The organism is Novosphingobium sp., assembly GCF_020852455.1.
Lineage (GTDB): Bacteria > Pseudomonadota > Alphaproteobacteria > Sphingomonadales > Sphingomonadaceae > Novosphingobium.
This window is the reverse complement of sequence record NZ_JADZAT010000017.1, coordinates 44280-65298: the sequence shown is the minus strand read 5'-3', so window position 1 is coordinate 65298 and position 21019 is coordinate 44280. Positions and strand designations below refer to the sequence as shown.

Below are 21019 nucleotides of genomic sequence, written 5' to 3'. Positions count from 1 at the left end.
TGCTCACTTCGTCTGTGCCAGTCGCTTCAGAACTTCCTTCTGCTCGAACTGGTCGATCACCAGCTGGTCCGGCTTGGCACGGCATTTCGAAATCGCCTTGTTCCATTCCTTGTCCGACTGCGCGATCAGGTTCTTGAGGCCATCGGCAGTGCGGGCGGCGGGGTTGGTGACGAACCTCAGGCCGACCAGCACTTCGCGCAGGGAAGGCTTGGCCTTGGGCGTATCCGCATAGGCGGTTTCCCACCACTGGTTCTCACGAACGAAATCGGCGCAGCGATAAGTCAGCAGGTTGCCGCCCTTGCCATCGTCTGTCCACCGCTCAAATTCGACCGGGGCGCGGAAAGTGTATTCGATCGGCTTGCCCGCCGCATCGAGTGCGGGCGAAAATTTCGTTCCGGCCAGCAGATCGCCCGCCGCCTTGTCGAGCACGGCGGAGCGCGAGGAGGTAATCAGCTTGATCTCGCGGATCGAACCGTCAGGGTTGAGCGTGACCGCATGAACCGGCGTCCCATGATGGCCCTGCGCCAGTGCCTCTTCCGGGAACACGAACTTCGGCGTTTCAAGCGTTTTGGGCCGGGTAATCCTGGGCGGTGCGGGTAGCGGCGCAGGCTTGGCCGGCGAAGCGGCCGGATCCTGCGCCAGCGCGGGCCGCGCGGTCGGCAGAGCGAGCGCCAGGGCGATCAGCGCCAGGCGCGTCTTCACCCCTTGGCCACCACGCTCTCGGGCAGGTCGGTGCCGAACACCCGCTGGTAGTATTCAGCCACCAGCATCCGCTCGGTCTCGTCACACTTGTTGAGGAACGAGAGCCGGAAGGCGAAACCGGGATCCTTGAAGATCGCGGTGTTCTGCGCCCAGGTGATCACGGTGCGCGGGCTCATCACGGTCGAGATATCGCCGTTGATAAAGCCGTGGCGGGTAAGGTCCGCGACCTTGACCATATTGGCAACCAGTTCGGGTGCCGTGTCCGTCACCTTCTTGAGCACGATCTCGCTCTCCACCTGGGCAGGCAGATAATTGAGCGCGACGACGATGTTCCAGCGGTCCATCTGTGCCTGGTTGATCGCCTGGGTGCCGTGGTACAGGCCCGAGGTATCGCCCAGCCCCACCGTGTTGGCGGTGGCGAACAGGCGGAAGAACTTGTTCGGGCGGATCACCCGGTTCTGGTCAAGCAGGGTCAGCTTTCCTTCGGTTTCCAGCACGCGCTGGATCACGAACATCACGTCGGGCCGGCCCGCGTCGTATTCGTCGAACACCAGCGCCACCGGGTGCTGCAACGCCCAGGGCAGCAGCCCTTCGCGGAATTCGGTGACCTGCAGCCCATCGCGCAGCACGATCGCATCGCGCCCGATCAGGTCGATACGGCTGATGTGCGCGTCCAGGTTGATCCGCACGCAAGGCCAGTTCAGCCGCGCGGCAACCTGTTCGATATGGGTCGATTTGCCGGTGCCGTGATAGCCCTGGACGATCACCCGCCGGTTGAAGGCAAAGCCGGCCAGGATCGCCAGCGTGGTATCCGGATCGAAGACATAGGCCTCGTCCACATCGGGCGTGCGTTCGTCGGGCTGGCTGAAGGCCGGAACCTTCATGTCGATATCGATCCCGAACATCTCGCGCACATCGACTTCGGTGTCGGGCGCGGGCAGGATCGTGTGGCCGCTGGTATCGAGCTGGATGTTCGGAATATCGGTCATGACCCGCCCCGCCTATACGGCACGAGGCGGCGGCGCAATATGGATTGGTTGCATTTCGCGACCAGAATGGTCAGGCGGCGCCCACAGCGGCAAAGTCGGTCGCACGGCAGGCCCGGTCGCGGCCATCGGCCTTGGCACGGTAGAGCGCGGCATCGGCCAGTCGGTACAGCCGTTTCCAGTCCTCTTCGCTGGAAACCTTGCCATCGGCAAAGCCCAGACTGACTGTAACCTTCCAATCAAGCGGCATGGCCTTGGCGCGGATCGCAGCAAGGATGCGTTCGGGCGGACAATCGCGCTGGTGCTGCAAGGGCACCAGCAGCGCGAATTCCTCTCCGCCCAATCGCACGGCCAGGCTTTCGGGCGGGCGGCAGTCCTGCAGCACTTCGGCAACCGCACGCAGCACATCGTCACCGGCATCGTGGCCCAGCCGGTCGTTGATCGCCTTGAAGTGATCGATATCGACCAGAAACAGGCGATGCGCCGCCGCCCGACCGACGGCCTTGTGGATGAACGCGCGCCGGTTGAGCAGCCCTGTCAAAGGATCGGAATTGGCCAGCCGCAGTGCCGATTGCTCGCTCGCCCGGGCCTGATCGCGTTCGCGCGCCAGATCGCGCAGGCGGCCAACGATCAGCATTGTCGAGAGCACCGATTCGATCGAAAGCGCGATCATGTTGCCATTGTCGAGCCAGAAGCTGTAGCCAATCAGACCCAGGCCATGAGCCGACCGCAAGATCGACACCCCGATCGGTGCCGACCAGGCAAGCATGAACAGCCAGAAGTAATGCACCCGCGCCCGCCAGGCCGACCAGATCACCGGGAATAGCAAGACCAGCAGGGCGCCGCCCGAAACGAAATAGAGCTTGTCGAGCAGGCGGCCGTAGGTCGGCGCCAGCACGGCAAAGGCCAATGCGGTCAGCAGGCTGGCAATCGAAGCAATTGCCACCAGCCGTCGCAGCCGCGCCGAGATCACACGCGGCCCGAAGAAGTCCTGCAGGAACCGAAGTCCGCAAATCGCTGCCAGCGACAGCAGGATATAGTTGATCCGCAAGCGGTCGTTGTTGTCGAGCCAGGGAAAGACCATCATCACCACCGCACTGGAGGTGAAAGTGTAGGCCGCCAGCGAACCGACCATTGCGCAATAGGTCAGCTGGAAACGATGGCGCAGCGCGCGCCACAGCGCCAGGTTATAGCCAAGCAAGGCAAACGAAAGACCGGCAAACCCGGCATAAAGCGCAATCAGCCAATCCTCGAGCCGGTCCGCCTCGCTGCGCTTCATCAATTCTGCGCCCAGCACCACTCCGCGCCAGTTGGCGCTGCCAGTAACCTCGATGTAGGCGCCTTCGAGCGCGGCAGGCCGGGCCGGGACCGGAAATTCGAAGATCGCCCCGATACTCAGAAATTGTGCAGCTTGGGCCGAACTGAACCGATGGGTCACGGTGGTGCCATCAGCATAGCGAAACACGATCCGTTGAGACTGCTGCCAGACGCTGGTGGTGCGCAGGATCAGCGGATCTGCGGCTTGCGAAACCTGCGGCGCGAACCGCAGCTGGACAGCAAAATCGCCCGATCCGTAGCGGCTCTGCGATCCCTCGCAGTCAAAGTGCGGCAACAGTGCGCGGTTTTCGGAAAGCGGGGCAATACAGGTTTCGACCGGCGTCGCAGCCCGCGCCGGTGCGCTCGCAACGAAAGCGAGTGACAGCGCCAGGCACAGCCTGATCAGGATCCTGCGGAGAGCCCCCATGGATCGATCATAGTCCGCCAAGGACAATTAGGCGTTAACGCGCGCCGATCTTGTCAACATACCAACCGGTCGGTATGTTGTTGGGCATGATCCCGAATCAGCCCTTCCGCCCGGCGCCGGTTTCAGCGCGTGACAAGCTGCTCGAAGCCGGGGTCTATCTGGTTCGAAAACAGGGATTTTCGGCTACGTCGGTGGATCAGCTGTGCGCCCGGGCCGGGGTCACCAAGGGGGCGTTCTTTCACCACTTTGAGTCGAAGGAGGCGCTGGGTGTGGCGCTGGCGCAGTACTGGTCGGCCAGCACCGGCGCATTTTTTGCCAGCGCGCCGTTCCATCACCTGCCCGATCCGCTCGACCGGGTGCTGGGCTACATCGACCTCAGAATCGCCCTGCTGGCGGGACCGGTCGAAAGCTTCAGCTGCGTTGCCGGGACCATGGTGCAGGAAGCGTTCCTGACCAGCGATCCGATCCGCGCTGCCTGCCAGGCCAGCATTATGGGCAACGCCGCCGCACTGGAACAGGACCTGGCCGCAGCCCTTGCCCGCAGCGGCGCAAAGGGCGTGACAGCCGCCAGCCTGGCCCGGCATGTTCAGGCGGTTCTCCAGGGCACCTTCATACTGGCCAAGACCGAAGGTGGCGAAAGCGCAGCCGAGACCGCCCGCGAAGAGCTTGGCCACTTGCGCCGATATTTCGAAATTCTTCTTAAACCACTGAATTAAAACAAATTGGGAGAATGGCCGTGAGCCGCATGATATTCGTGAACCTGCCGGTGGCGAACCTGCCACGGGCAATGCGGTTCTATGCCGCGCTGGGTTTCACCAACAATCCGAAGTTCTCTGACGAGAACGGCGCCTGCATGGTCTGGTCTGATGCGATCTATGTCATGCTGTTGACCCACGCCAAGTGGAGCAGCTTTACCTCGCGGCCGATCTGCCCGCCGGGATCCAGCGAGGTTTCGCTGGCGCTTGCCTGCGATGACAGGGCTGAAGTAACCCGACTGGTCGAGGCTGGCGCGGCCGCTGGCGGCAGGGCCGATGTCAATCCGCCTGAAGATCACGGCTTCATGTACCAGCGCACGATCGCCGATCCAGACGGCCACATCTGGGAACCGTTCTGGATGGATCCGGCGGTGGCTGCGGGCGATGCGCAAATTTCGGAAGCGAGCGCCTGACCGTGACCGACCCGATCGTCGCCTACCATCGCAGTCTGACTACTGTAGATCAGGCAATCTGCGAAGCCCTGCGGGCCGAGATCGAAGCCGCGCTGCCCGATGCCGAAGGCAAAGTCTGGCATGCCCACCCTGTCTGGTTCCTGGCCGGGAATCCGATTGTCGGGTATTCGAAACTGAAGGGTGATGTGCGCCTCTTGTTCTGGAGTGGGCAGGATTTTTCCGAGCCAGATCTCAAGCCAGAGGGCAAGTTCAAGGCTGCCGAGGCGCGATTCGGGCATGCCGGAGAAATCGAGATCGAAGACCTGCGCCGCTGGCTCCAAAAGTCACGCGAAATCCAGTGGGATTACAAGAATATCGTCAAACGTAAGGGTGTGCTTGAGCGCCTGTTGTGATCGGGAGAAGACAATGAGTTATGTTGACGGGTTTGTCCTGCCCGTTCCCAAGGGCAACAAACAGCGCTTCATCGAATTCGCCAACTACACCGATTCGATGTTCATCGAACTCGGCGCGACCCGCATTCTGGAGTGCTGGGCCGATGAGGTGCCGGACGGCACGGTCACCGACTTTCGCATGGCGGTAAAGGCAGAACCCGATGAGGACGTGGTTTTCGCCTGGGTCGAATGGCCCGACAAGGAAACGCGCGACGCGGCCATGGCCAGGATGATGGAGCCGGACAATCCTGACCCGCGGATGGACCAGGACAAGAACCCGGTCCCGTTTAACGGCAAGCGCATGATTTTCGGCGGGTTCCGTCCCGTCGTGCACCTCGAGAAATAGGATAGACCGATGGCCACCCTGCAAGGCAGCTGGATCTGGTATGAACTGATGACCCCCGACGTGGCGGGGGCAAAGGCCTTCTATGACGCGGTGGTCGGCTGGTCGATGGCCGCCGGCACGCCCGAAACCAACGGTTACGGCTTCATCACCGCCGCTGATGGCGCGATGATCGGCGGGGTGCTGGAATTGACCGGCGACATGACCGCCAACGGCGCACGGCCCTGCTGGCTGGGCTATGTCGGGGTCGATGATGTCGATGCCAGCGTTGCCGCGATCGAGGCGTCGGGCGGCAAGGTGCTGATGCCAGCCCGAGACGTGCAGATGGCCGGCCGCATCGCCATGATGGCCGACTGCTGCGGTGCGCCGTTCTATGTCATGACCCCGACCCCGACCCCCGGCGGCGGCGAGAGCACGAGCTTTGCCGCCCTGCCCAACCCCGGCCATTGCGGCTGGAACGAGCTGCTGGCCGGCAACCAGCAGAACGCGATCGGGTTCTACACCGGCCAGTTCGGCTGGACCCTGCCCGATCCGATGGACATGGGCCCGATGGGCACATACCAGTTCATCGCCCATGACGGGGTGATGGTCGGCGCGATCATGGCCAGGCCCGAAGCGGTGCCCGCGCCGCTGTGGTGCCACTATTTCTGGGTTGACGGGATCGAGGCCGCGAAAGGCCGGATCGAGGCTGCCGGCGGTCAGATCGTCAACGGCCCGCATGAGGTTCCGGGGCCACTGTGGGTCGTGCAGGGCGTCGATCCGCAGGGCGCCTTGTTCAGTCTGGTAGGCCCGCGTTAGCAAGGCTTGACCAGGCCTGACGCAAAGCGCATGTTCAACATTTGTTCCATTTTGCATGCGGAGTTGATCCATGGCTGCCTACACCTTCTTCACCAATCCGATGAGCCGCGGCCAGATCGCGCGCTGGGCCCTGCACGAAGCGGGCGCCGATTACGATCAGGTGCTGGTTGACTGGGCCGACAAGCCCGCAGCGCTGCTGGCGGCCAATCCGATGGGCAAGGTACCGACAATCGTCCACCACACCCCCGGCGGTGAACGGGTGGTGACCGAATGCGCGGCGATCTGCGCCTATCTTGGCCATGTCCACCCAGAGGCCGGCCTTGCCCCGCTGGAGGACGAGGCTGCGGACTATTACCGCTGGTTGTTCTTCGCTGCCGGGCCGGTCGAGCAAGCGGTGGTCGGCCGCTCGATGGGCTGGGAAGTGCCCGCCGACCGGCAGGGCATGGTCGGCTTTGGCAGCTACGAGCGGGTCCTCGATGCTTTGGAAGGCCATTTCTCGGACCATGCCTTCACCTGCGGCGAGCGGTTCACCATGGCCGACGTCTATGTCGGCAGCCAGATCGACTGGGGGCTGACTTTCGGATCAATTCCCCCGCGCCCGGCGTTTGTTGCCTATACCGAACGGCTGCAGGCACGCGATGCCTACAAGGCCGCCAAAAGCATCGACAACGCCCTGATCCAAGAGCAACGGAAATGAGCAAGGCGACCCTGTGCCTGTGGTATGATGGGGCGGCAGAAGCGGCCGCCGCCTTTTATGCCGCGACCTTTCCCGAAACCGCGATCGGCAAGGTCAATCGCGCTCCGGCCAGCAACCCATCGACCAGTGAAGGCGCGGTGCTGGTGGTTGAAATGACGCTGCTGGGGATGCCCGCGATCCTGCTCAACGGCGGGCCGATGTTCAAGCACAGCGAGGCCTTCTCGATTCAGGTCCACACCGATGACCAGGCCGAAACCGACCGGCTGTGGAATGCGATCGTCGCGGATGGCGGCGCGGAAAGCATGTTCGGCTGGTGCAAGGACAGGTGGGGGATCAGCTGGCAGATCACCCCGCACGCGCTGACCCGCTGGATGTCGCACCCTGATCCTGCCGCACAGAAGCGCGCGTTCGAGGCGATGATGACGATGAAGAAGATCGACATTGCCGCGATCGAAGCAGCGATGGCGGGCTAACGTCATGCTCAGGCTCTATGGCCACCCCTTTTCCAGCTACACCTGGAAGGTACTGATCGCGCTCTATGCCAATGGGACCGCGTTCGAATTTGCCGAACTCGGCCCGGATGCCGAAGTGCACACCAAGTTCGTCGCCGCTGCCAGTCCGCAGGGCAAGTTCCCGGTGCTGGTCGATGGTGAGGCAGTGGTGTTCGAGGCGACCGCGATCGTCGAACACCTCCATCTCCATCACCCCGGCCCGGCCCCGCTGCTGCCCGCCGATCCCGCCGAGGCGGTGCAGGTGCGGATGTGGGACCGGGTGTTCGACAACTATGTGATGGCGATCATGCAGGAAAGCGTGGCCGAAGCGATCCGCACCGGCACGCTGTCCGCCGCCACCCGCACCGATGTCGAGATGCGGCTTGATCGGTCTTATGCCTGGATCGATCACTGGCTGGCCGGCTATGGCCAGCCGGAGGCGATCAGCCTGGTCGAATGCGCCGCTGCGCCCAGCCTGTTCTATGCCGACTGGGTCTGTCCGATCCCCGATCACTACCCGCGCCTCAAGGCCTGGCGCGCGCACCTGCTGGCGCTGCCGGCAGTTTCGCGTTGCGTCGAAGATGCCAGGCCCTATCGTCAATTCTTCCCGCTCGGCGCGCCAGACCGGGATTGAGAGAGGACCAAGAATGTACGAGCTTTCCGTTACCCGCCTGATCGATGCCGCACCGGACAAAGTCTGGCAGGTGATGACCGAGCGCACCAACGAGTGGTGGTGCCCGAAGCCGTGGCGGGCCGAGGTCAACTGGGGTGAGCGCAAGCCGGGTGGCAAGACCCACACCACGATGCATGGCCCCAACGGAGAAAAGAACGAGCATCCCGGGTTTATCCTGGCATGGGACGAAGGCCGCCGGATCGCCGTGACGGACGCGATCGAGGGCGATTTGCAGCCCGCAGGCCCCTTCATGCTGGGCATCTGGGAAATCGCACCCGAAGGCACCGGCACGCGCTATACGGGCCGCGCCCGACACTGGACACCCGAAACGATGGCGCACCATCGCGAAATGGGTTTCGACGAAGGCTGGGGGATCATGGCCGACCAGTTCAAGGCGCTGTGCGAGGCAGGCTGAGATGTTGCGTCGGCTGTTCATGCAGCTGTGGCTGCTGTGCGGCACGCTTGACGCACTCTACGCCAGCGCACTGACGCTGCTGCGCGGCAACGGCGATGTCGCCGCGATGTGGCGCGGGGTCGCTGCCGGGCCGTTTGGTGCAGGCGCCGATGGCTGGGGCCTGGCCGGTAGCCTCACCGGCCTTGCCGTCCACTTCGCAATCATGGCCGTGATGATCGCAGTGGGGATCTGGCTGGCGCGGCAGACCATGCTGGGCGAAGTCGCGCCGTGGAAGGCCGGCACGCTCTATGGCCTGATCCTCTACGCGGTGATGTACGGGATCGTGCTCCACCTGCGCTTCGGCGCGCCCTTCCCTAACCCGGACCGGGTCAAGCTGGCGCTCGGCCTGTTCCCGCACGTGTTCTTCGTTGGCCTGCCGATCTTCTACCTGGTCAGGCGAACGCCGCGGCCTTCCTGAGCAGCTGGTAGGCCTCGACCACCGCCTGCAGCCGCTTTTCGCTCGATCGGTCACCGCCGTTGCGATCGGGATGCAGCGCGTGGACCAGTTCGCTGTAGCGCTTGCGCAGCGCCTTGCGGTCGGCCTCAATCTCCAGTCCCAGCACTTCGAGCGCGCGGCGTTCGTCGGGGGTGAACACCTTGCCATCGGCGCGGCTGACCGGACGCCGGGCCCGCGCCCGGCCGCTGATCGCTTCCAAGGGATCCTTGAAATCGGCCCAGCGCGGCGCGGCATCGATCCCGGCGGTGGGCGAAAAGGCCCGCGTCTGCCGGTCCCAGCCGTGGATCGGGTTCTGCGCGGCCATGATCTCTTCGGCGCTCATCCCCTCGAACCAGTCGTAGCCGGCGTTGAATTCGCGGACATGATCGAGGCAGAACCAGCGGTATTGGCCCGGCCCATCAAAACTGGCGCCGTTTGAACCAGGCGCGCGAAACTCCCCCGGCGCGGGGCAGCCCGGCCATTCGCAGGGGCGCCGCGCATCCCGCACCCGGCCATGAAATCGATCCTGCTTCACCGCTTCCCCATGCCGCCAGTTCGGCTAGAAGGGAAGGCATGACCGGAACAATCGCCTCTGAAATCGAAGCGCTGCTTCGCGCCGCCTTCGCCCCAACCAGCCTGGCCGTGATCAACGACAGTGCCCGCCACCACGGCCATGCCGGCGATGACGGATCGGGCGAAAGCCACTTCACGGTCGAGATCGAAAGCGCGGCCTTTACCGGGGTTTCGCGGCTGGAACGCCAGCGCATGGTCAACCGCGCGCTGGGCGACATCCCGGGCCAGCGGGTCCACGCCCTGGCGGTCAAGGCGCGGGCCCCGGGCGAATGAGCGGCGCGATCCTGCGCACGGTCACACCAGTCCAGCATGACCTTGGCGGGATGTACGTGCGCCGCGCCCTGCCCGCACCGGGGGTGGGCATGGTCGGGCCGTTTATCTTCGTTGACCAGTTCGGCCCGGCCGAATTTATCGCCGGATCAGGCATGGCGATCACCCCGCATCCGCACGCCGGCCTGTCCACGGTGACCTGGCTGTTCGACGGCGCGATCCACCACCGTGACAGCCTGGGCACCAGCGCGCTGATCCGCCCGGGGCAGGTCAATCTGATGACCGCCGGCAAGGGCATCACCCATTCCGAACGCAGCCCCGAAGACCTGCACGGCCAGCGCCAGCGGGTCTGGGGCATACAGACCTGGCTGGCCTTGCCCGACGAACTGGAAGACATGCACCCGGCCTTCGAACAGGTTGCCGATCTGCCGGTGATCGAGGAGCGCGGGGCCCGCGCCACCGTGATCATGGGAACGCTGTGGGGGATGCGCGCCGCAACCACCTGCCATGCGCCAACGATCTATGCCGATATCGCGCTGGAGCCGGGCGGGGAAATCCCGATCAACCCCGATGCCACCGAACGCGCGGTGATGCTGGTCAACGGCGGGGCGAGCCTGGATGGCCAGCCCTTGCGCCCCTATGACCTCAACCTGCTGGACGCGGGCGACCAGTTGCGACTGACCTCCGATCATGGCGGGCGGGTGATGCTGCTGGGCGGAGAGCCGCTTTACACGCCGCGCTACATCTGGTGGAATTTCGTTTCATCCTCGCCCGAGCGGATCCGCCAGTGGACCCGTGACTGGCAGGACGGAAAGTTTCCGCCGGTTCCCGGCGATCCGGACAACTAGACGAGACAAGTGGAGAGCATGACCATGGATTACGCAGGCAAGGCAGTCTGGATTACCGGCGCTTCATCGGGAATCGGCGCGGCGCTGGCGCGGGCCTATGCCAAACGCGGGGCGCGACTGATCCTTTCCGGCCGCAACCACGCGGCGCTGGACGAGGTGGCGGCGGCCTGCGGCGTCGATCACCTGATCCTGCCGTTCGACACCGCCGACTTTGCCGCTGCGCAAGCCGCCGCCGACCAGGCCTGGGACTGGAGCGGCGGGATCGACGTGCTGGTCAACAATGCCGGGATCAGCCAGCGCAGCCTGGCGATCGACACCGATTTCGCGGTTTACCAGAAGATGATCGACATCGACCTGCTGGGTCCGATCTGCCTGACCCAGGCGCTGGTCAAGCGGATGGCCGGGCGCAAGACCGGGCAGATCATCATGATCTCCAGCCTGGCGGGCAAGATCGGCTCGCCGCTGCGCACCGCCTATTGCGCGGCCAAGCACGGGCTGATCGGCTATGCCGACGCGCTGCGGCTGGAATTGAGCCCGCACAACATCACCGTGATCGGGGTCACCCCGGGATCAATCCGCACCGATGTTTCGCGCAATGCGATCACCGCCGATGGGGGCCGCCGCGGCGAAAGCGACAAGGCGATCGACAACGGGATCGATCCCGACGATTTCGCACAGCGGATGATCGGGATGATCGATGAAGGCCAGCGAGAAGTGATGATCGCCGATGCGCCGACTGAAAAAATGATCGGCGAAGCCCGCCGCACCCCCGAAGCGCTGATCGACCAGATGATCGCGATGTTCCAATCGGGCTATGCCGCCCAGATGGGGGTCCGCGAGCAATGAGCATGGCGCAGACCCGCATAACGCTGGCCAGTGGAATCGAACTCGACGTGGTCGATGCGGGGCCGCGTGATGCTCCGGCGCTGATCTTCCTGCACGGCTTTCCCGAAAGCCACCGCACCTGGCGCCACCAGATCGCGCACCTGTCTGGCCGCTATCGCTGCATTGCGCCTGACCAGCGCGGCTATCGCGGATCGTCGAAGCCGCAGGATGTCGCGAGCTATACCCCGGACAAGCTGATCGGTGATGTGTTCCAGCTGGCCGATGCGCTGGGTGTGGGCACGTTCACGATAGTCGGGCACGATTGGGGCGGCGCGATTGCCTGGGGCACGGCCCTGATGGGCCAGTTGAACGGGCGGGTGACGCGGGCGGTGATTGCCAATGCTCCGCACCCGGTCGGCTTTTCGCGGCTGGTCTGGACCAACCGCCACCAGCGCGAATCGAGCCAGTACATGCGCGTTTTCCGCGATGTGGCGAATGACCAGCTGATCCGCGATTTCGGTCTGGCCGGGATGCTGATGAAGGGCTTCGAAGGCCGCGAAATGGGCGAGGACAAGATAGAGCCCGCCGAACGGGAGCAGCTGACCCGCGAGTGGGAAAATCGCGACGCCGCCTTCGCGATGATCAACTGGTACCGTGCCAGCCCGCTCTATGTCCCGGCGATGGATGAACCCTATGAAATGCCGGCCGACAAGGCACCCCCGGTGCTGCCGCCGCTGACCATCCCGACACTGGTGATCTGGGCGCTGGAAGACCTGGCCCTGCCGCCTGAAAACCTTGATGGCCTGGCGGACATGGTGCCCAACATGACGCTGGTTGAAGTGCCGGACTGCGGCCACTTCGTGCCGTGGGAGGCACCGGGCGCGGTCAACGCGGCGCTGGACGAGTTCCTTGGCCGGACCGAGTGAACCCGGGCGACCGCACGGCGGGATCGGCGCGGCGCTGGCCGCCGCCGAAGCGCGCCAGCGCCGCTCGTTGCTGCGCAACCATGGTGGCGGACATGCCCCGGTCACCAACCTTGAACTGTTCTTCGACCTGGTGTTCGTCTTCGCGATCACTCAGCTTTCGCATTACCTGATCGCCGAGCTGACCCCGCTGGGGGCGCTGCGCACTGCGGTGCTGTTCGGTGCGGTCTGGTGGGCCTGGATGTGGACCACCTGGGCCACCAACTGGATCGATCCTGACAAGGTCGAGGTGCGCCTGCTGCTGGGGGTGCTGATGCTGCTCAGCCTGGCCATGGCGGCGGCGATACCGCAGGGGTTCGGCGCCGGTGCGTTGTTGTTCGCGGCCGCCTATGTGACCTTGCAGGTTGGCCGCTGCCTGTTCGTGGCCTGGGCGATGGAGCGCGAGGATCCGGGCCGCGGACGCAACATGATCCGGGCCGCTGCCTGGTTCCTGACCGCCGCGCCATTCTGGCTGGGCGGCGCGCTGATCGGCGAGCCTGGCTGGCAATTGGGACTGTGGCTGGCTGCGCTGGCAATCGAATATACCGCGCCGATGGTGTTCCTGCGCTATCCGGGGCTGGGCCGTTCAAGTCCGGCAGACTGGATCATTTCGGGCGCGCACATGGCCGAACGCTGCAGCCTGTTCATCATCATCGCGCTGGGCGAAGGGCTGGTGATCACTGGAGCGACCTATTCGGCGGCCCGGTCGCAGAGCTGGCTTGATGCTGCGCTGGTCATGGCCTTCGTCAGCTCGTTCATGATGTGGTGGCTCTATTTCGACATGGGCGCCAAGCGCGGAGCCCGGCATATCGAGAGCCACAGCCTGCCCGGCCTGGTTGGGCGGCAGGCGTTCACCTATTGGCACATCCCGATCGTAGCCGGGATCATCGTGCTGGCGGTAGCCGACGAACTGGTGCTGGCCCATCCGCATGAGCCCCTGCACCTCGACCTGCTGGCGATCGTGATCGGCGGCACTGTACTGTTCCTGGGCGGACTGGCCGGCTTCAAGCGGATTTCCAGCGGCAACCCGTGGTTCCCGGCCAGCCATGCCTATGGCCTCTATGCACTGGTCCCGCTGGCCCTGTGGGGCTGGCTGGCGCATCCGCCTGGCCTGATCTTCTTTGCTGCGCTGGTGGCGATCTTTGCGGTGATCGCGGTGTGGGAATGGGGCAGCTTCAACGGCGGCTGGCTGGAACGCATGGAGCGCCGCAACTGGTGGCTGGGCCGCGCGATGCGCCGCGAGCTGGAGCGGCGGCGCGACAAGCGGCTGGCACGCGAAGTGGCCAAGGGGCGCTAGATCATTCGGTCGCTGCCGCCCCAGCCGATCCACGCGCCATGCGGATGCGCCCGGGTGACTACCACGCCCGCCTCGCCGCCGGGCCAGTAGCGCACCACCATTTCGTGGATGTGCAGCACCCGGTTGGCTTCCAGCGCGACCCAGGCAAGCGGCTGGTCGGGTGTCGCCCTGGCCCCCGCCGCTTCCATCGCCGCAGTCACCCGCGCCTGCTGTTCTTCCGGCACATATTGCCAGACGATCGAATGCATCAGCATTCGGGTGGTTCCGGGTGTTTGAGGCTTGGCTAGCTCGGCCTCGATGAAATCGGCGGCGTTCATCTGCACCAGATCGGGCGGGCGTTTCTTCGCTTCGGCAATCGCGGCCTCCATCCGCTCGAACCGCACCGTGTGTTCGGGCCAGATATAGGCCCTGAGCCGCAGGGCCTCGTCCGGATCGGTCAGATCGACCGGAGCGACATCGCAGCCTTTGGTTGAGGTGAGCTCGATCGCATGGCGCGGCGGGGCATCGCCCTGCCATTCGGGCTTGAACCGCATCGCACCGGGATCTGGCCCAACCTCGGTCCCGCCCAGATTGTAGTGATAGCGATCGAGCATCAGGTTGATTCCGGCGCTCGATCCGATCTCAAGGCATTCGAACCGGGCGGGCAGTCCCTTGTCGGCCAGCCACAGCATTGCAGCAATGAAGTTGGCCGAACGCCCGGCTTCGTTGGTTTGTGGCGGGCTATCAAGCCAGGGCAGCAGCTCGGTCTCGTGGGTGTGCAGTGCACTGGCGACGATCTGTGCGTCGTCCGCCCCTTGAGTGTCATTGTAGATACATCCAAGTGACGGTTGAGTGCCCTTGAGGTGCAGCGCATGGAGCCCCCCTGCCAGGCGCAGCGGCAGGGCATCGGCAAGCGGTGGACCAGACCAGTTGCGCACTCGGTCGAGCACCGCGCCGCCCTCACCCGCTTCGATCAGATCCCGCAGTGCAGCACAAATTCGTGCGGTCACCGTGGCGCCGGATGCGGTGCAATAGGCCACCTGGTTGTCGAAGGCTGCGGCTATGATGCCCGGACCGGTCGCATTTATGTCGATAAACTGGTAGTTCTCCGCCATCGCGTGTTCTCCTGCTTATTGTTGCAGATGCGAACAGGCTGCGCCTCTTTGCTGCATTGCACAAGAGAAATCCGCTTGGCTTCTTGCCCTTTTGGCCCCCGCGCCGTAAGGGCCGCAGCCGATGGCCAAGCCGCTGACCTTTGCCGTGCCCAAGGGCCGTATCCTCGACGAGGCGCTGCCGCTGATGGCGCGCGCCGGAGTGGTTCCCGAGGCTGCCTTTCACGACAAGAAAAACCGTTCACTTTCATTCGGTTGCGAAGGATCGGAGATCCGGATCATCCGCGTCCGGGCGTTCGATGTGGCGACTTTCGTGGCCCACGGTGCGGCGCAGGCGGGGATTGTCGGGTCCGATGTGGTCGAGGAATTCGGCTATCCCGACCTCTACGCACCGGTCGATCTGGACATCGGCCACTGCCGTCTGTCGGTCGCAGAGCCACACGACAGCGTCACACAACAGGCCCACAACAGTCACTTGCGGGTGGCCAGCAAGTACCCAAACCTCACCCGCAGGCACTTCGAGGCACAGGGCGTGCAGGCCGAGGTCGTAAAGCTCAACGGCGCGATGGAACTGGCCCCCGGGCTGGGCCTCGCCAGCCGGATCGTTGACCTGGTTTCCTCGGGCCAGACGCTCAAGGACAACGGCCTGGTCGAGACCGCAACGATCCTGCAAATCTCGGCCCGGCTGATCGTCAACCGCGCCGCGCTCAAGACCGACGAACGGGTCGCCGCACTGGTCGAGCGGTTCCGCGCGCTGGTCGCAAAGCGGGAAGCAGCCTGATGCTGCGCCTCAACACCCGTGATCCGGGCTTTGAGCAAGCCTTCCGCCGGCTGGTCGCCGACCGGCGCGAAAGCGATGAAAACCTGGCCCGCGACGTCCAGGTGATCCTGAGCGACGTCAAGAACCGCGGCGATGCAGCGCTGGTCGAAATGACCTCGCGCTGGGACCAGTATGCGCTGGCGCAGGACAGTGACTGGCAGGTGTCGAAGGAAGCCTGCCGCGAAGCCTTCGACGCGCTCAAGCCCGACCTGCGCGCCGCGCTGGAACTGGCCGCCCAGCGGATCCGCGCCTTTCACGAAAAGCAGGTTCCCAAGAACCGCGACGAAACCGACGAACTGGGCGTCCGCATGGGGGCCAAATGGCGCCCGGTCGATGCCGCCGGGCTCTATGTCCCGGGCGGCCGCGCGGCCTACCCTTCGTCACTGTTGATGAACGCTATCCCGGCCAAGGTTGCCGGGGTCGAGCGACTGGTGGTGGTCACCCCCACCCCCAAGGGCGCGCTCAACCCGCTGGTCATGGCCGCCGCGCACCTGGCCGGCGTGGACGAAATCTGGCGGATCGGCGGGGCCCAGGCCGTGGCGGCGCTGGCCTATGGCACGCAGCGGATCAGCCCGGTCGATGTCGTGGTCGGCCCCGGCAATGCCTGGGTCGCCGAGGCCAAGCGCCAGCTTTACGGCGTGGTCGGAATCGACATGGTCGCCGGGCCCAGCGAGATCCTGCTGATCGCCGATGGCCAGAACGATCCCGAGTGGACTGCGGCCGACCTGCTGAGCCAGGCCGAACACGATCCCTCCGCCCAGTCGATCCTGATCACCGACGATCCGCTGTTCGCCGATGTGGTGGCCGACCGGATCGGGGTGGAGCTGGCCATGCTGCCAACCGCGCGGGTCGCGAACGAAAGCTGGAACACCCACGGCACGATCATCGAGGTGGCGAGCCTTGATGAAGCCCCGGCGCTGGCAAATGCGCTGGCCGCCGAACATGTCCAGATCGCCACCGATAAGCCCGAGGCACTGTTCAAGCAGATCCGCCACGCCGGCTCGGTCTTCCTGGGCCGGATGACCCCCGAAGCGGTCGGTGACTATGTCGCCGGGCCCAACCACGTGCTGCCCACGGGGCGCCGCGCGCGGTTTTCTTCGGGTCTGTCGGTACTCGATTTCATGAAACGCACCAGCTTCATTCAGCTTGACGAAGCGGCGCTGAAGGCCATCGGCCCGGCCGCGATCGAGCTGGCCGAAGCTGAAGGCCTGCAGGCCCACGCCCGCTCGATCGAAGTGAGACTAGGAATATGAAGGCCAGAAGCCAGGCCCGCGCCGCCGCGCGGCTCGCCGCCGTCCAGGCGCTCTACCAGCTTGAGATGGAAGGCACCGCCCTCGCCCAGCTGATTGACGAGTTCCACCGCCACCGGCTTGGCGCAGAGATCGAGGGCGACCAGTACGCCGAGGCCGAACAGGCCTTCTTCGACGACACCGTCAAGGGCGTCGCCGCGCGCCGCGACGAGATCGATGCGCTGCTCGATGCCAAGCTGGCCGAAGGCTGGAAGCTGGAGCGGCTCGACAAGACCATGCTCCAGGTGCTGCGCGCCGGCGCCTGGGAACTGATGGCCCGTGCCGACGTGCCGACCGCCAGCACGATCAGCGAATACGTTGATGTCGCCCACGCCTTTTTCGAAGCGCGCGAGGCCAAGTTCGTCAACGGCGTGCTAGATGCCGTGGCGAAGGAAGTGCGATCGTCGTAAGATCGGCCCCATCAAGGGGGAAGGTGCTGATATCTGTTCCTTCCCCCTTGATGGGGGAAGGATACGGAAACTTGGTCGCAAAGCGACCTAGTTGCAGTTGGATGGGGGTGATCCATCAGCTATGACAAACCCCCGTGAAAAAGCACCCACCTGCGATATCTGTCATTCGGGCACGCAGTTTAAGGCGTAACCCGACAGATGCTGCCAAGCGAATGTGGCAACTTCTGCGCGAATTCTATCCTCATGCCCGATGGCGCAGAGAGGTTCCCATCCGGCATTTCATCGTCGATTTCATCAGCCATCGGTACAAGCTGGCAATTGAAGTTGATGGCGGTCAGCATGATGCCGACAAAGATGCACAGCGCAGTGCCATGATTGAGAAAGAAGGCTATCGGGTGGTTCGCTTCTGGAACAACGAGGTTCTTACGAACGGTGAAGGCTGTATGATCCGACTAGGGCAGCTTGTGTCGCATGATCACCCCCTTCCAACTTCGACTAGGCGTTCTTCGAACGCCAAGTCTGCGTATCCTTCCCCCATCGAGGGGGAAGAAGAGTCATGATCGAACATGCCTTCATCAACGCCTTGCAAGCCCTCGCCACCCACCCCTCTGCCCGTGGCCTGCAGGATGATTGCGCAGTGCTGGATCTGGGCGGTGAAACACTGGTCCTGACCCACGATGCGATGGCCGAAGGGCTGCATTTCCTGCCCGGGCAGGATCCGGCTGACGTGGCCTGGAAGCTGGTCGCCACCAACCTTTCAGACCTGGCCGCCAAGGGTGCCGAGCCATTGGGCGTGCTGCTGGGTTATCAGCTGGCACAGGATGACCTGCGCTTTCTCGAAGGACTGCGCGAGGTGCTGGAGCATTACCAGGTCCCTTTGCTGGGCGGCGACACGATCGGGCGCAGCGGCCCGCAGGTGCTGGGCCTGACTGCGCTGGGCCGGGCAACGCATCGTCCGGTTCCGTCGCGCAGCGGTGCGCGGGCGGGCGACCGGGTGTGGATCACCGGGCCGGTCGGCGGCGCGATGCTGGCCCTGGAAGCACTGAAGGCCGGATCGGGAGATAGTCTGGCCTATCGCCGCCCGCAGGCCTTGCTGCGCGAGGGACAAGCGCTGGCACCGGTGGTCAGCGCGATGATGGACATTTCGGACGGGCTGCTGCTCGATGCCAGCCGCCTTGCCGTGGCTTCGGGCGTGACATTGGCGCTCGACAGCCTTGCCGTTCCGATCGCAGCTCCTGAGGCACGCCGCGACGCGGCACTGCGCTGGGGCGAGGACTATCAACTGCTGTTTACCGCGTCCGCAGAAGCCGTGATTCCGGTCCCTGCGGAGCCGATCGGCACGGTCCTGACGGACGGCGGGGAACCGCTGCTGCTCGACGGCGTACCGCCAGCGGGACACCTGGGCTACGAACACGGCTGATTGCACGGCAAAAGTGGCTTTCCGGCGTTGCATTGCCGCGAATCCTGCCTATAGCTCTGCCCGGCTGCCCCGCGGATGAGCGGGGCTTTCGCTATGGGAACAACAAGAGGGGGAGCGTCCCGTGAATCTTGTCACGATCGCAATTCTGCTGGGACTTTTGGCCATCGTCTATGGCTTCGTCACCAGCCGCCAGGTGCTTGGCGCACCGGCAGGTAATGAAAAGATGCAGGAAATCGCTGCGGCAATTCAGGAAGGCGCACAGGCCTACCTGAAGCGCCAGTACACCACCATCGCCGGTGTCGGCGTGGTCGTGGCGGTGATTGTCGCCTGGGCGCTGGGGCCGATTTCGGCTTCCGGCTTCCTGATCGGCGCGGTGCTTTCGGGCGTTGCGGGCTTCATCGGGATGAACATCTCGGTCCGCTCGAACGTGCGTACTGCTGCTGCGGCGCAGAAGGGCCTGCAGGCCGGCCTGACCCTGGCGTTCCGCGCCGGCGCGATCACCGGCATGCTGGTGGCCGGCCTTGCGCTGCTCGCCATCGCGGTATTCTACTGGTACCTTACCGGTCCAGCCGGCTACAGCGTCGGCGGCGAAGACCGCACCGTGGTTGACGGCCTGGTGGCCCTCGCCTTTGGCGCTTCGCTGATTTCGATCTTCGCGCGTCTGGGCGGCGGGATCTTCACCAAGGCTGCCGACGTCGGCGCCGACCTGGTCGGCAAGGTCGAAGCGGGCATCCCCGAAGACGATCCACGCAACCCGGCCGTGATTGCCGATAACGTGGGCGACAACGTGGGTGACTGCGCCGGCATGGCTGCCGACCTGTTCGAAACCTATGTCGTCACCGTCGGTGCCACCATGGTGCTGACCGCGCTGCTGCTGAAGGGCGCGGGCGACCTGCTGCCCAACCTGATGGCGCTGCCGCTGCTGATCGGCGGCGTCTGCATCGTCACCTCGATCGTCGGCACCTACTTCGTGAAGCTGGGTTCGTCGAACAACGTCATGGGCGCAATGTACAAGGGCTTCCTGGTTTCCGCCGTGCTGGCCATTCCGGCCATCTGGTGGGCCACTGGCCACGCGCTGGGCGGTATGGAAACGGCAATCGCGGGAACCGACATCACCGGTCGTGACCTGTTCTACTGCTCGTTCCTGGGCCTGGCGCTGACCGGCCTGATCATCTGGATCACCGAGTATTACACCGGCACCAGCTATCGTCCGGTCCGCTCGATCGCCAAGGCTTCGGAAACCGGCCACGGCACCAACGTGATCCAGGGCCTGGCAATCAGCCTTGAATCGACCGCGCTGCCGACCCTGGCAATCGTGGTCAGCATCATCGTTGCGTTCCAGATCGCGGGCCTGATGGGCATTGCCTATGCCGCCACTGCCATGCTGGCACTGGCCGGGATGGTCGTTGCGCTCGACGCCTACGGTCCGGTCACCGACAATGCCGGCGGCATTGCCGAAATGGCTGGCCTTGATGACAGCGTGCGTGAAAAGACCGACCTGCTCGACGCAGTCGGCAATACCACCAAGGCTGTGACCAAGGGCTATGCCATCGGTTCGGCCGGTCTGGCCGCGCTGGTGCTGTTCGCTGCCTACACCACCGACCTCAGGGAATTCTTCCCGCTGCTGTCGGATGGCGACCTGAGCAACGGTGAAGTCAGCTTCAGCCTGGAAAACCCCTATGTCATCGTTGGCCTGCTGCTCGGCGCGCTGCTCCCGTACCTGTTCGGTGCGATGGGCATGACCGCCGTGGGCCGCGCCGCGGGTGACGTGGTGGTCGACGTGCGCGACCAGTTCGCCAACGACAAGGGGATCATGGCCGGCACTTCGAAGCCGAACTATGCCCGCACCGTTGACCTGGTCACCAAGGCCGCGATCAAGGAAATGATCATCCCGTCGCTGCTGCCGGTGCTGGCACCGATTGCTGTCTATTACCTGGTCAGCATGGTCGCCGGTGAAGCCAATGGCTTTGCCGCGCTGGGTGCGCTGCTCCTGGGCGTGATCGTTGGCGGTCTGTTCGTCGCGCTGTCGATGACGGCCGGCGGCGGTGCCTGGGACAACGCCAAGAAGTACATCGAAGACGGCAACCACGGCGGCAAGGGTTCTGAAGCCCACAAGGCCGCAGTGACCGGCGACACCGTGGGCGATCCCTACAAGGATACCGCGGGTCCGGCCGTGAACCCGATGATCAAGATCACCAACATCGTGGCGCTGCTGCTGCTCGCCGCGCTGGCCAGCGCCCACTAAGCGCCAGCCTTTGGTGAAATCGAATCCCCGCCCGGAGCATTCCGGG

Annotated in this window: 26 protein-coding genes; 21 read left to right on the top strand and 5 right to left on the bottom strand. The window is 64.6% G+C overall.

Annotated elements, in window-relative coordinates; all coding sequences use genetic code 11:
- Window positions 1-3: 3 nt before the first annotated feature.
- The 3 genes from IT549_RS09375 to IT549_RS09365 form a co-directional block, all read right to left on the bottom strand.
- On the bottom strand, window positions 4-702 hold the full coding sequence (locus tag IT549_RS09375; protein ID WP_292972408.1) for an energy transducer TonB: 699 nt from the start codon (window positions 700-702) through the stop codon (window positions 4-6).
- Window positions 699-1691 (bottom strand): cobaltochelatase subunit CobS, encoded by a 993-nt coding sequence (gene cobS, locus IT549_RS09370; RefSeq protein WP_292972405.1) that lies wholly within the window; start codon window positions 1689-1691, stop codon window positions 699-701. Before cobS ends, IT549_RS09375 begins: the two co-directional genes overlap by 4 nt.
- Before the next feature lie 70 nt (window positions 1692-1761).
- The gene (locus tag IT549_RS09365) at window positions 1762-3432 is read right to left on the bottom strand and encodes a diguanylate cyclase (protein WP_292972403.1); all 1671 of its coding nucleotides are present in this window, start codon (window positions 3430-3432) and stop codon (window positions 1762-1764) included.
- Between the two features lie 86 nt (window positions 3433-3518).
- Between IT549_RS09365 and IT549_RS09360 the strand changes: the two genes are divergently transcribed.
- The 10 genes from IT549_RS09360 (at window position 3519) to IT549_RS09315 (ending at window position 8905) form a co-directional block, all read left to right on the top strand.
- On the top strand, window positions 3519-4148 hold the full coding sequence (locus tag IT549_RS09360; RefSeq protein WP_292972401.1) for a TetR/AcrR family transcriptional regulator: 630 nt from the start codon (window positions 3519-3521) through the stop codon (window positions 4146-4148).
- 29 nt (window positions 4149-4177) lie between these two features.
- Window positions 4178-4600 carry a VOC family protein gene (locus tag IT549_RS09355; RefSeq protein WP_365776692.1) on the top strand — a complete coding sequence of 141 codons (423 nt, stop codon included), beginning with the start codon at window positions 4178-4180 and terminating at the stop codon, window positions 4598-4600.
- A gap of 2 nt (window positions 4601-4602) precedes the next feature.
- A complete protein-coding gene (locus tag IT549_RS09350; protein ID WP_292972396.1) occupies window positions 4603-4992 on the top strand; it encodes a DUF1801 domain-containing protein in 390 nt (129 codons plus the stop codon).
- Window positions 4993-5005: 13 nt separating this feature from the next.
- Entirely contained in the window at window positions 5006-5377 is a 372-nt protein-coding gene (locus tag IT549_RS09345; protein ID WP_292972393.1) for a DUF1428 domain-containing protein, read from the top strand.
- A gap of 9 nt (window positions 5378-5386) precedes the next feature.
- Window positions 5387-6172, top strand: coding sequence for a VOC family protein (locus IT549_RS09340; protein ID WP_292972390.1), 786 nt, complete (start codon window positions 5387-5389; stop codon window positions 6170-6172).
- A 70-nt stretch (window positions 6173-6242) separates the two neighbouring features.
- Complete coding sequence (locus IT549_RS09335) at window positions 6243-6869, top strand: glutathione S-transferase family protein (RefSeq protein WP_292972388.1); 627 nt, start codon at window positions 6243-6245, stop codon at window positions 6867-6869.
- Window positions 6866-7342 carry a VOC family protein gene (locus IT549_RS09330; protein ID WP_292972386.1) on the top strand — a complete coding sequence of 159 codons (477 nt, stop codon included), beginning with the start codon at window positions 6866-6868 and terminating at the stop codon, window positions 7340-7342. Before IT549_RS09335 ends, IT549_RS09330 begins: the two co-directional genes overlap by 4 nt.
- A 4-nt stretch (window positions 7343-7346) precedes the next feature.
- The gene (locus IT549_RS09325) at window positions 7347-7994 is read left to right on the top strand and encodes a glutathione S-transferase family protein (protein WP_292972383.1); all 648 of its coding nucleotides are present in this window, start codon (window positions 7347-7349) and stop codon (window positions 7992-7994) included.
- A gap of 13 nt (window positions 7995-8007) precedes the next feature.
- Entirely contained in the window at window positions 8008-8448 is a 441-nt protein-coding gene (locus IT549_RS09320; RefSeq protein ID WP_292972381.1) for an SRPBCC domain-containing protein, read from the top strand.
- Window position 8449: 1 nt separating this feature from the next.
- Window positions 8450-8905, top strand: coding sequence for a hypothetical protein (locus tag IT549_RS09315; protein WP_292972379.1), 456 nt, complete (start codon window positions 8450-8452; stop codon window positions 8903-8905).
- Here IT549_RS09315 and IT549_RS09310 read toward each other — a convergent pair.
- Window positions 8880-9458, bottom strand: coding sequence for a J domain-containing protein (locus tag IT549_RS09310; protein ID WP_292972364.1), 579 nt, complete (start codon window positions 9456-9458; stop codon window positions 8880-8882). The two genes, IT549_RS09315 and IT549_RS09310, sit on opposite strands and share 26 nt — an antisense overlap.
- A gap of 38 nt (window positions 9459-9496) precedes the next feature.
- Here IT549_RS09310 and IT549_RS09305 point away from each other — a divergent pair, with 38 nt between their 5' ends.
- From IT549_RS09305 to IT549_RS09285, 5 genes are read left to right on the top strand one after another with little or no spacing between them, the layout of a single operon-like run.
- On the top strand, window positions 9497-9769 hold the full coding sequence (locus IT549_RS09305) for a BolA family protein (RefSeq protein ID WP_292972362.1): 273 nt from the start codon (window positions 9497-9499) through the stop codon (window positions 9767-9769).
- A complete protein-coding gene (locus IT549_RS09300; protein WP_292972360.1) occupies window positions 9766-10614 on the top strand; it encodes a pirin family protein in 849 nt (282 codons plus the stop codon). Before IT549_RS09305 ends, IT549_RS09300 begins: the two co-directional genes overlap by 4 nt.
- 24 nt (window positions 10615-10638) lie before the next feature.
- Entirely contained in the window at window positions 10639-11460 is an 822-nt protein-coding gene (locus IT549_RS09295; protein ID WP_292972358.1) for an SDR family NAD(P)-dependent oxidoreductase, read from the top strand.
- Window positions 11457-12365, top strand: coding sequence for an alpha/beta hydrolase (locus tag IT549_RS09290; RefSeq protein WP_292972355.1), 909 nt, complete (start codon window positions 11457-11459; stop codon window positions 12363-12365). The genes IT549_RS09295 and IT549_RS09290 overlap by 4 nt, the downstream gene beginning before the upstream one ends.
- Complete coding sequence (locus IT549_RS09285; RefSeq protein ID WP_292972352.1) at window positions 12349-13698, top strand: low temperature requirement protein A; 1350 nt, start codon at window positions 12349-12351, stop codon at window positions 13696-13698. The genes IT549_RS09290 and IT549_RS09285 overlap by 17 nt, the downstream gene beginning before the upstream one ends.
- On the opposite strand, the gene IT549_RS09280 is transcribed toward IT549_RS09285, so the two are convergent.
- Window positions 13695-14792, bottom strand: coding sequence for a DUF2332 domain-containing protein (locus IT549_RS09280; protein ID WP_292972349.1), 1098 nt, complete (start codon window positions 14790-14792; stop codon window positions 13695-13697). The two genes, IT549_RS09285 and IT549_RS09280, sit on opposite strands and share 4 nt — an antisense overlap.
- A 121-nt stretch (window positions 14793-14913) precedes the next feature.
- Between IT549_RS09280 and hisG the strand changes: the two genes are divergently transcribed.
- The 6 genes from hisG (at window position 14914) to IT549_RS09250 (ending at window position 20973) form a co-directional block, all read left to right on the top strand.
- Window positions 14914-15570, top strand: a complete 657-nt coding sequence (gene hisG, locus IT549_RS09275; RefSeq protein ID WP_292972346.1) for an ATP phosphoribosyltransferase — start codon at window positions 14914-14916, stop codon at window positions 15568-15570.
- The gene (gene hisD, locus IT549_RS09270) at window positions 15570-16862 is read left to right on the top strand and encodes a histidinol dehydrogenase (RefSeq protein WP_292972343.1); all 1293 of its coding nucleotides are present in this window, start codon (window positions 15570-15572) and stop codon (window positions 16860-16862) included. The genes hisG and hisD overlap by 1 nt, the downstream gene beginning before the upstream one ends.
- A complete protein-coding gene (nusB, locus tag IT549_RS09265) occupies window positions 16859-17308 on the top strand; it encodes a transcription antitermination factor NusB (RefSeq protein ID WP_292972340.1) in 450 nt (149 codons plus the stop codon). Before hisD ends, nusB begins: the two co-directional genes overlap by 4 nt.
- A 134-nt stretch (window positions 17309-17442) precedes the next feature.
- The gene (locus tag IT549_RS09260; protein WP_292972338.1) at window positions 17443-17868 is read left to right on the top strand and encodes an endonuclease domain-containing protein; all 426 of its coding nucleotides are present in this window, start codon (window positions 17443-17445) and stop codon (window positions 17866-17868) included.
- Complete coding sequence (gene thiL / locus IT549_RS09255; RefSeq protein WP_292972336.1) at window positions 17865-18728, top strand: thiamine-phosphate kinase; 864 nt, start codon at window positions 17865-17867, stop codon at window positions 18726-18728. Before IT549_RS09260 ends, thiL begins: the two co-directional genes overlap by 4 nt.
- A gap of 121 nt (window positions 18729-18849) precedes the next feature.
- Window positions 18850-20973 carry a sodium-translocating pyrophosphatase gene (locus IT549_RS09250; protein ID WP_292972334.1) on the top strand — a complete coding sequence of 708 codons (2124 nt, stop codon included), beginning with the start codon at window positions 18850-18852 and terminating at the stop codon, window positions 20971-20973.
- The last annotated feature ends 46 nt before the right edge of the window (window positions 20974-21019 follow it).

Excerpts from the sequence above, each read along its gene's own strand:
- hisD (WP_292972343.1), top strand. The coding sequence starts at position 15,570 with ATGCTGCGCCTCAACACCCGTGATCCGGGCTTTGAGCAAGCCTTCCGC.
- IT549_RS09305 (WP_292972362.1), top strand. The coding sequence starts at position 9,497 with ATGACCGGAACAATCGCCTCTGAAATCGAAGCGCTGCTTCGCGCCGCC.
- nusB (WP_292972340.1), top strand. The coding sequence starts at position 16,859 with ATGAAGGCCAGAAGCCAGGCCCGCGCCGCCGCGCGGCTCGCCGCCGTC.
- IT549_RS09290 (WP_292972355.1), top strand. The coding sequence starts at position 11,457 with ATGAGCATGGCGCAGACCCGCATAACGCTGGCCAGTGGAATCGAACTC.
- IT549_RS09330 (WP_292972386.1), top strand. The coding sequence starts at position 6,866 with ATGAGCAAGGCGACCCTGTGCCTGTGGTATGATGGGGCGGCAGAAGCG.
- IT549_RS09300 (WP_292972360.1), top strand. The coding sequence starts at position 9,766 with ATGAGCGGCGCGATCCTGCGCACGGTCACACCAGTCCAGCATGACCTT.
- IT549_RS09355 (WP_365776692.1), top strand. The coding sequence starts at position 4,178 with ATGATATTCGTGAACCTGCCGGTGGCGAACCTGCCACGGGCAATGCGG.
- IT549_RS09280 (WP_292972349.1), bottom strand. The coding sequence starts at position 14,792 with ATGGCGGAGAACTACCAGTTTATCGACATAAATGCGACCGGTCCGGGC.
- IT549_RS09335 (WP_292972388.1), top strand. The coding sequence starts at position 6,243 with ATGGCTGCCTACACCTTCTTCACCAATCCGATGAGCCGCGGCCAGATC.
- IT549_RS09365 (WP_292972403.1), bottom strand. The coding sequence starts at position 3,432 with ATGGGGGCTCTCCGCAGGATCCTGATCAGGCTGTGCCTGGCGCTGTCA.
- IT549_RS09340 (WP_292972390.1), top strand. The coding sequence starts at position 5,387 with ATGGCCACCCTGCAAGGCAGCTGGATCTGGTATGAACTGATGACCCCC.
- IT549_RS09295 (WP_292972358.1), top strand. The coding sequence starts at position 10,639 with ATGGATTACGCAGGCAAGGCAGTCTGGATTACCGGCGCTTCATCGGGA.
- IT549_RS09360 (WP_292972401.1), top strand. The coding sequence starts at position 3,519 with ATGATCCCGAATCAGCCCTTCCGCCCGGCGCCGGTTTCAGCGCGTGAC.
- hisG (WP_292972346.1), top strand. The coding sequence starts at position 14,914 with ATGGCCAAGCCGCTGACCTTTGCCGTGCCCAAGGGCCGTATCCTCGAC.
- IT549_RS09345 (WP_292972393.1), top strand. The coding sequence starts at position 5,006 with ATGAGTTATGTTGACGGGTTTGTCCTGCCCGTTCCCAAGGGCAACAAA.
- IT549_RS09325 (WP_292972383.1), top strand. The coding sequence starts at position 7,347 with ATGCTCAGGCTCTATGGCCACCCCTTTTCCAGCTACACCTGGAAGGTA.
- cobS (WP_292972405.1), bottom strand. The coding sequence starts at position 1,691 with ATGACCGATATTCCGAACATCCAGCTCGATACCAGCGGCCACACGATC.
- IT549_RS09320 (WP_292972381.1), top strand. The coding sequence starts at position 8,008 with ATGTACGAGCTTTCCGTTACCCGCCTGATCGATGCCGCACCGGACAAA.
- IT549_RS09315 (WP_292972379.1), top strand. The coding sequence starts at position 8,450 with ATGTTGCGTCGGCTGTTCATGCAGCTGTGGCTGCTGTGCGGCACGCTT.
- thiL (WP_292972336.1), top strand. The coding sequence starts at position 17,865 with ATGATCGAACATGCCTTCATCAACGCCTTGCAAGCCCTCGCCACCCAC.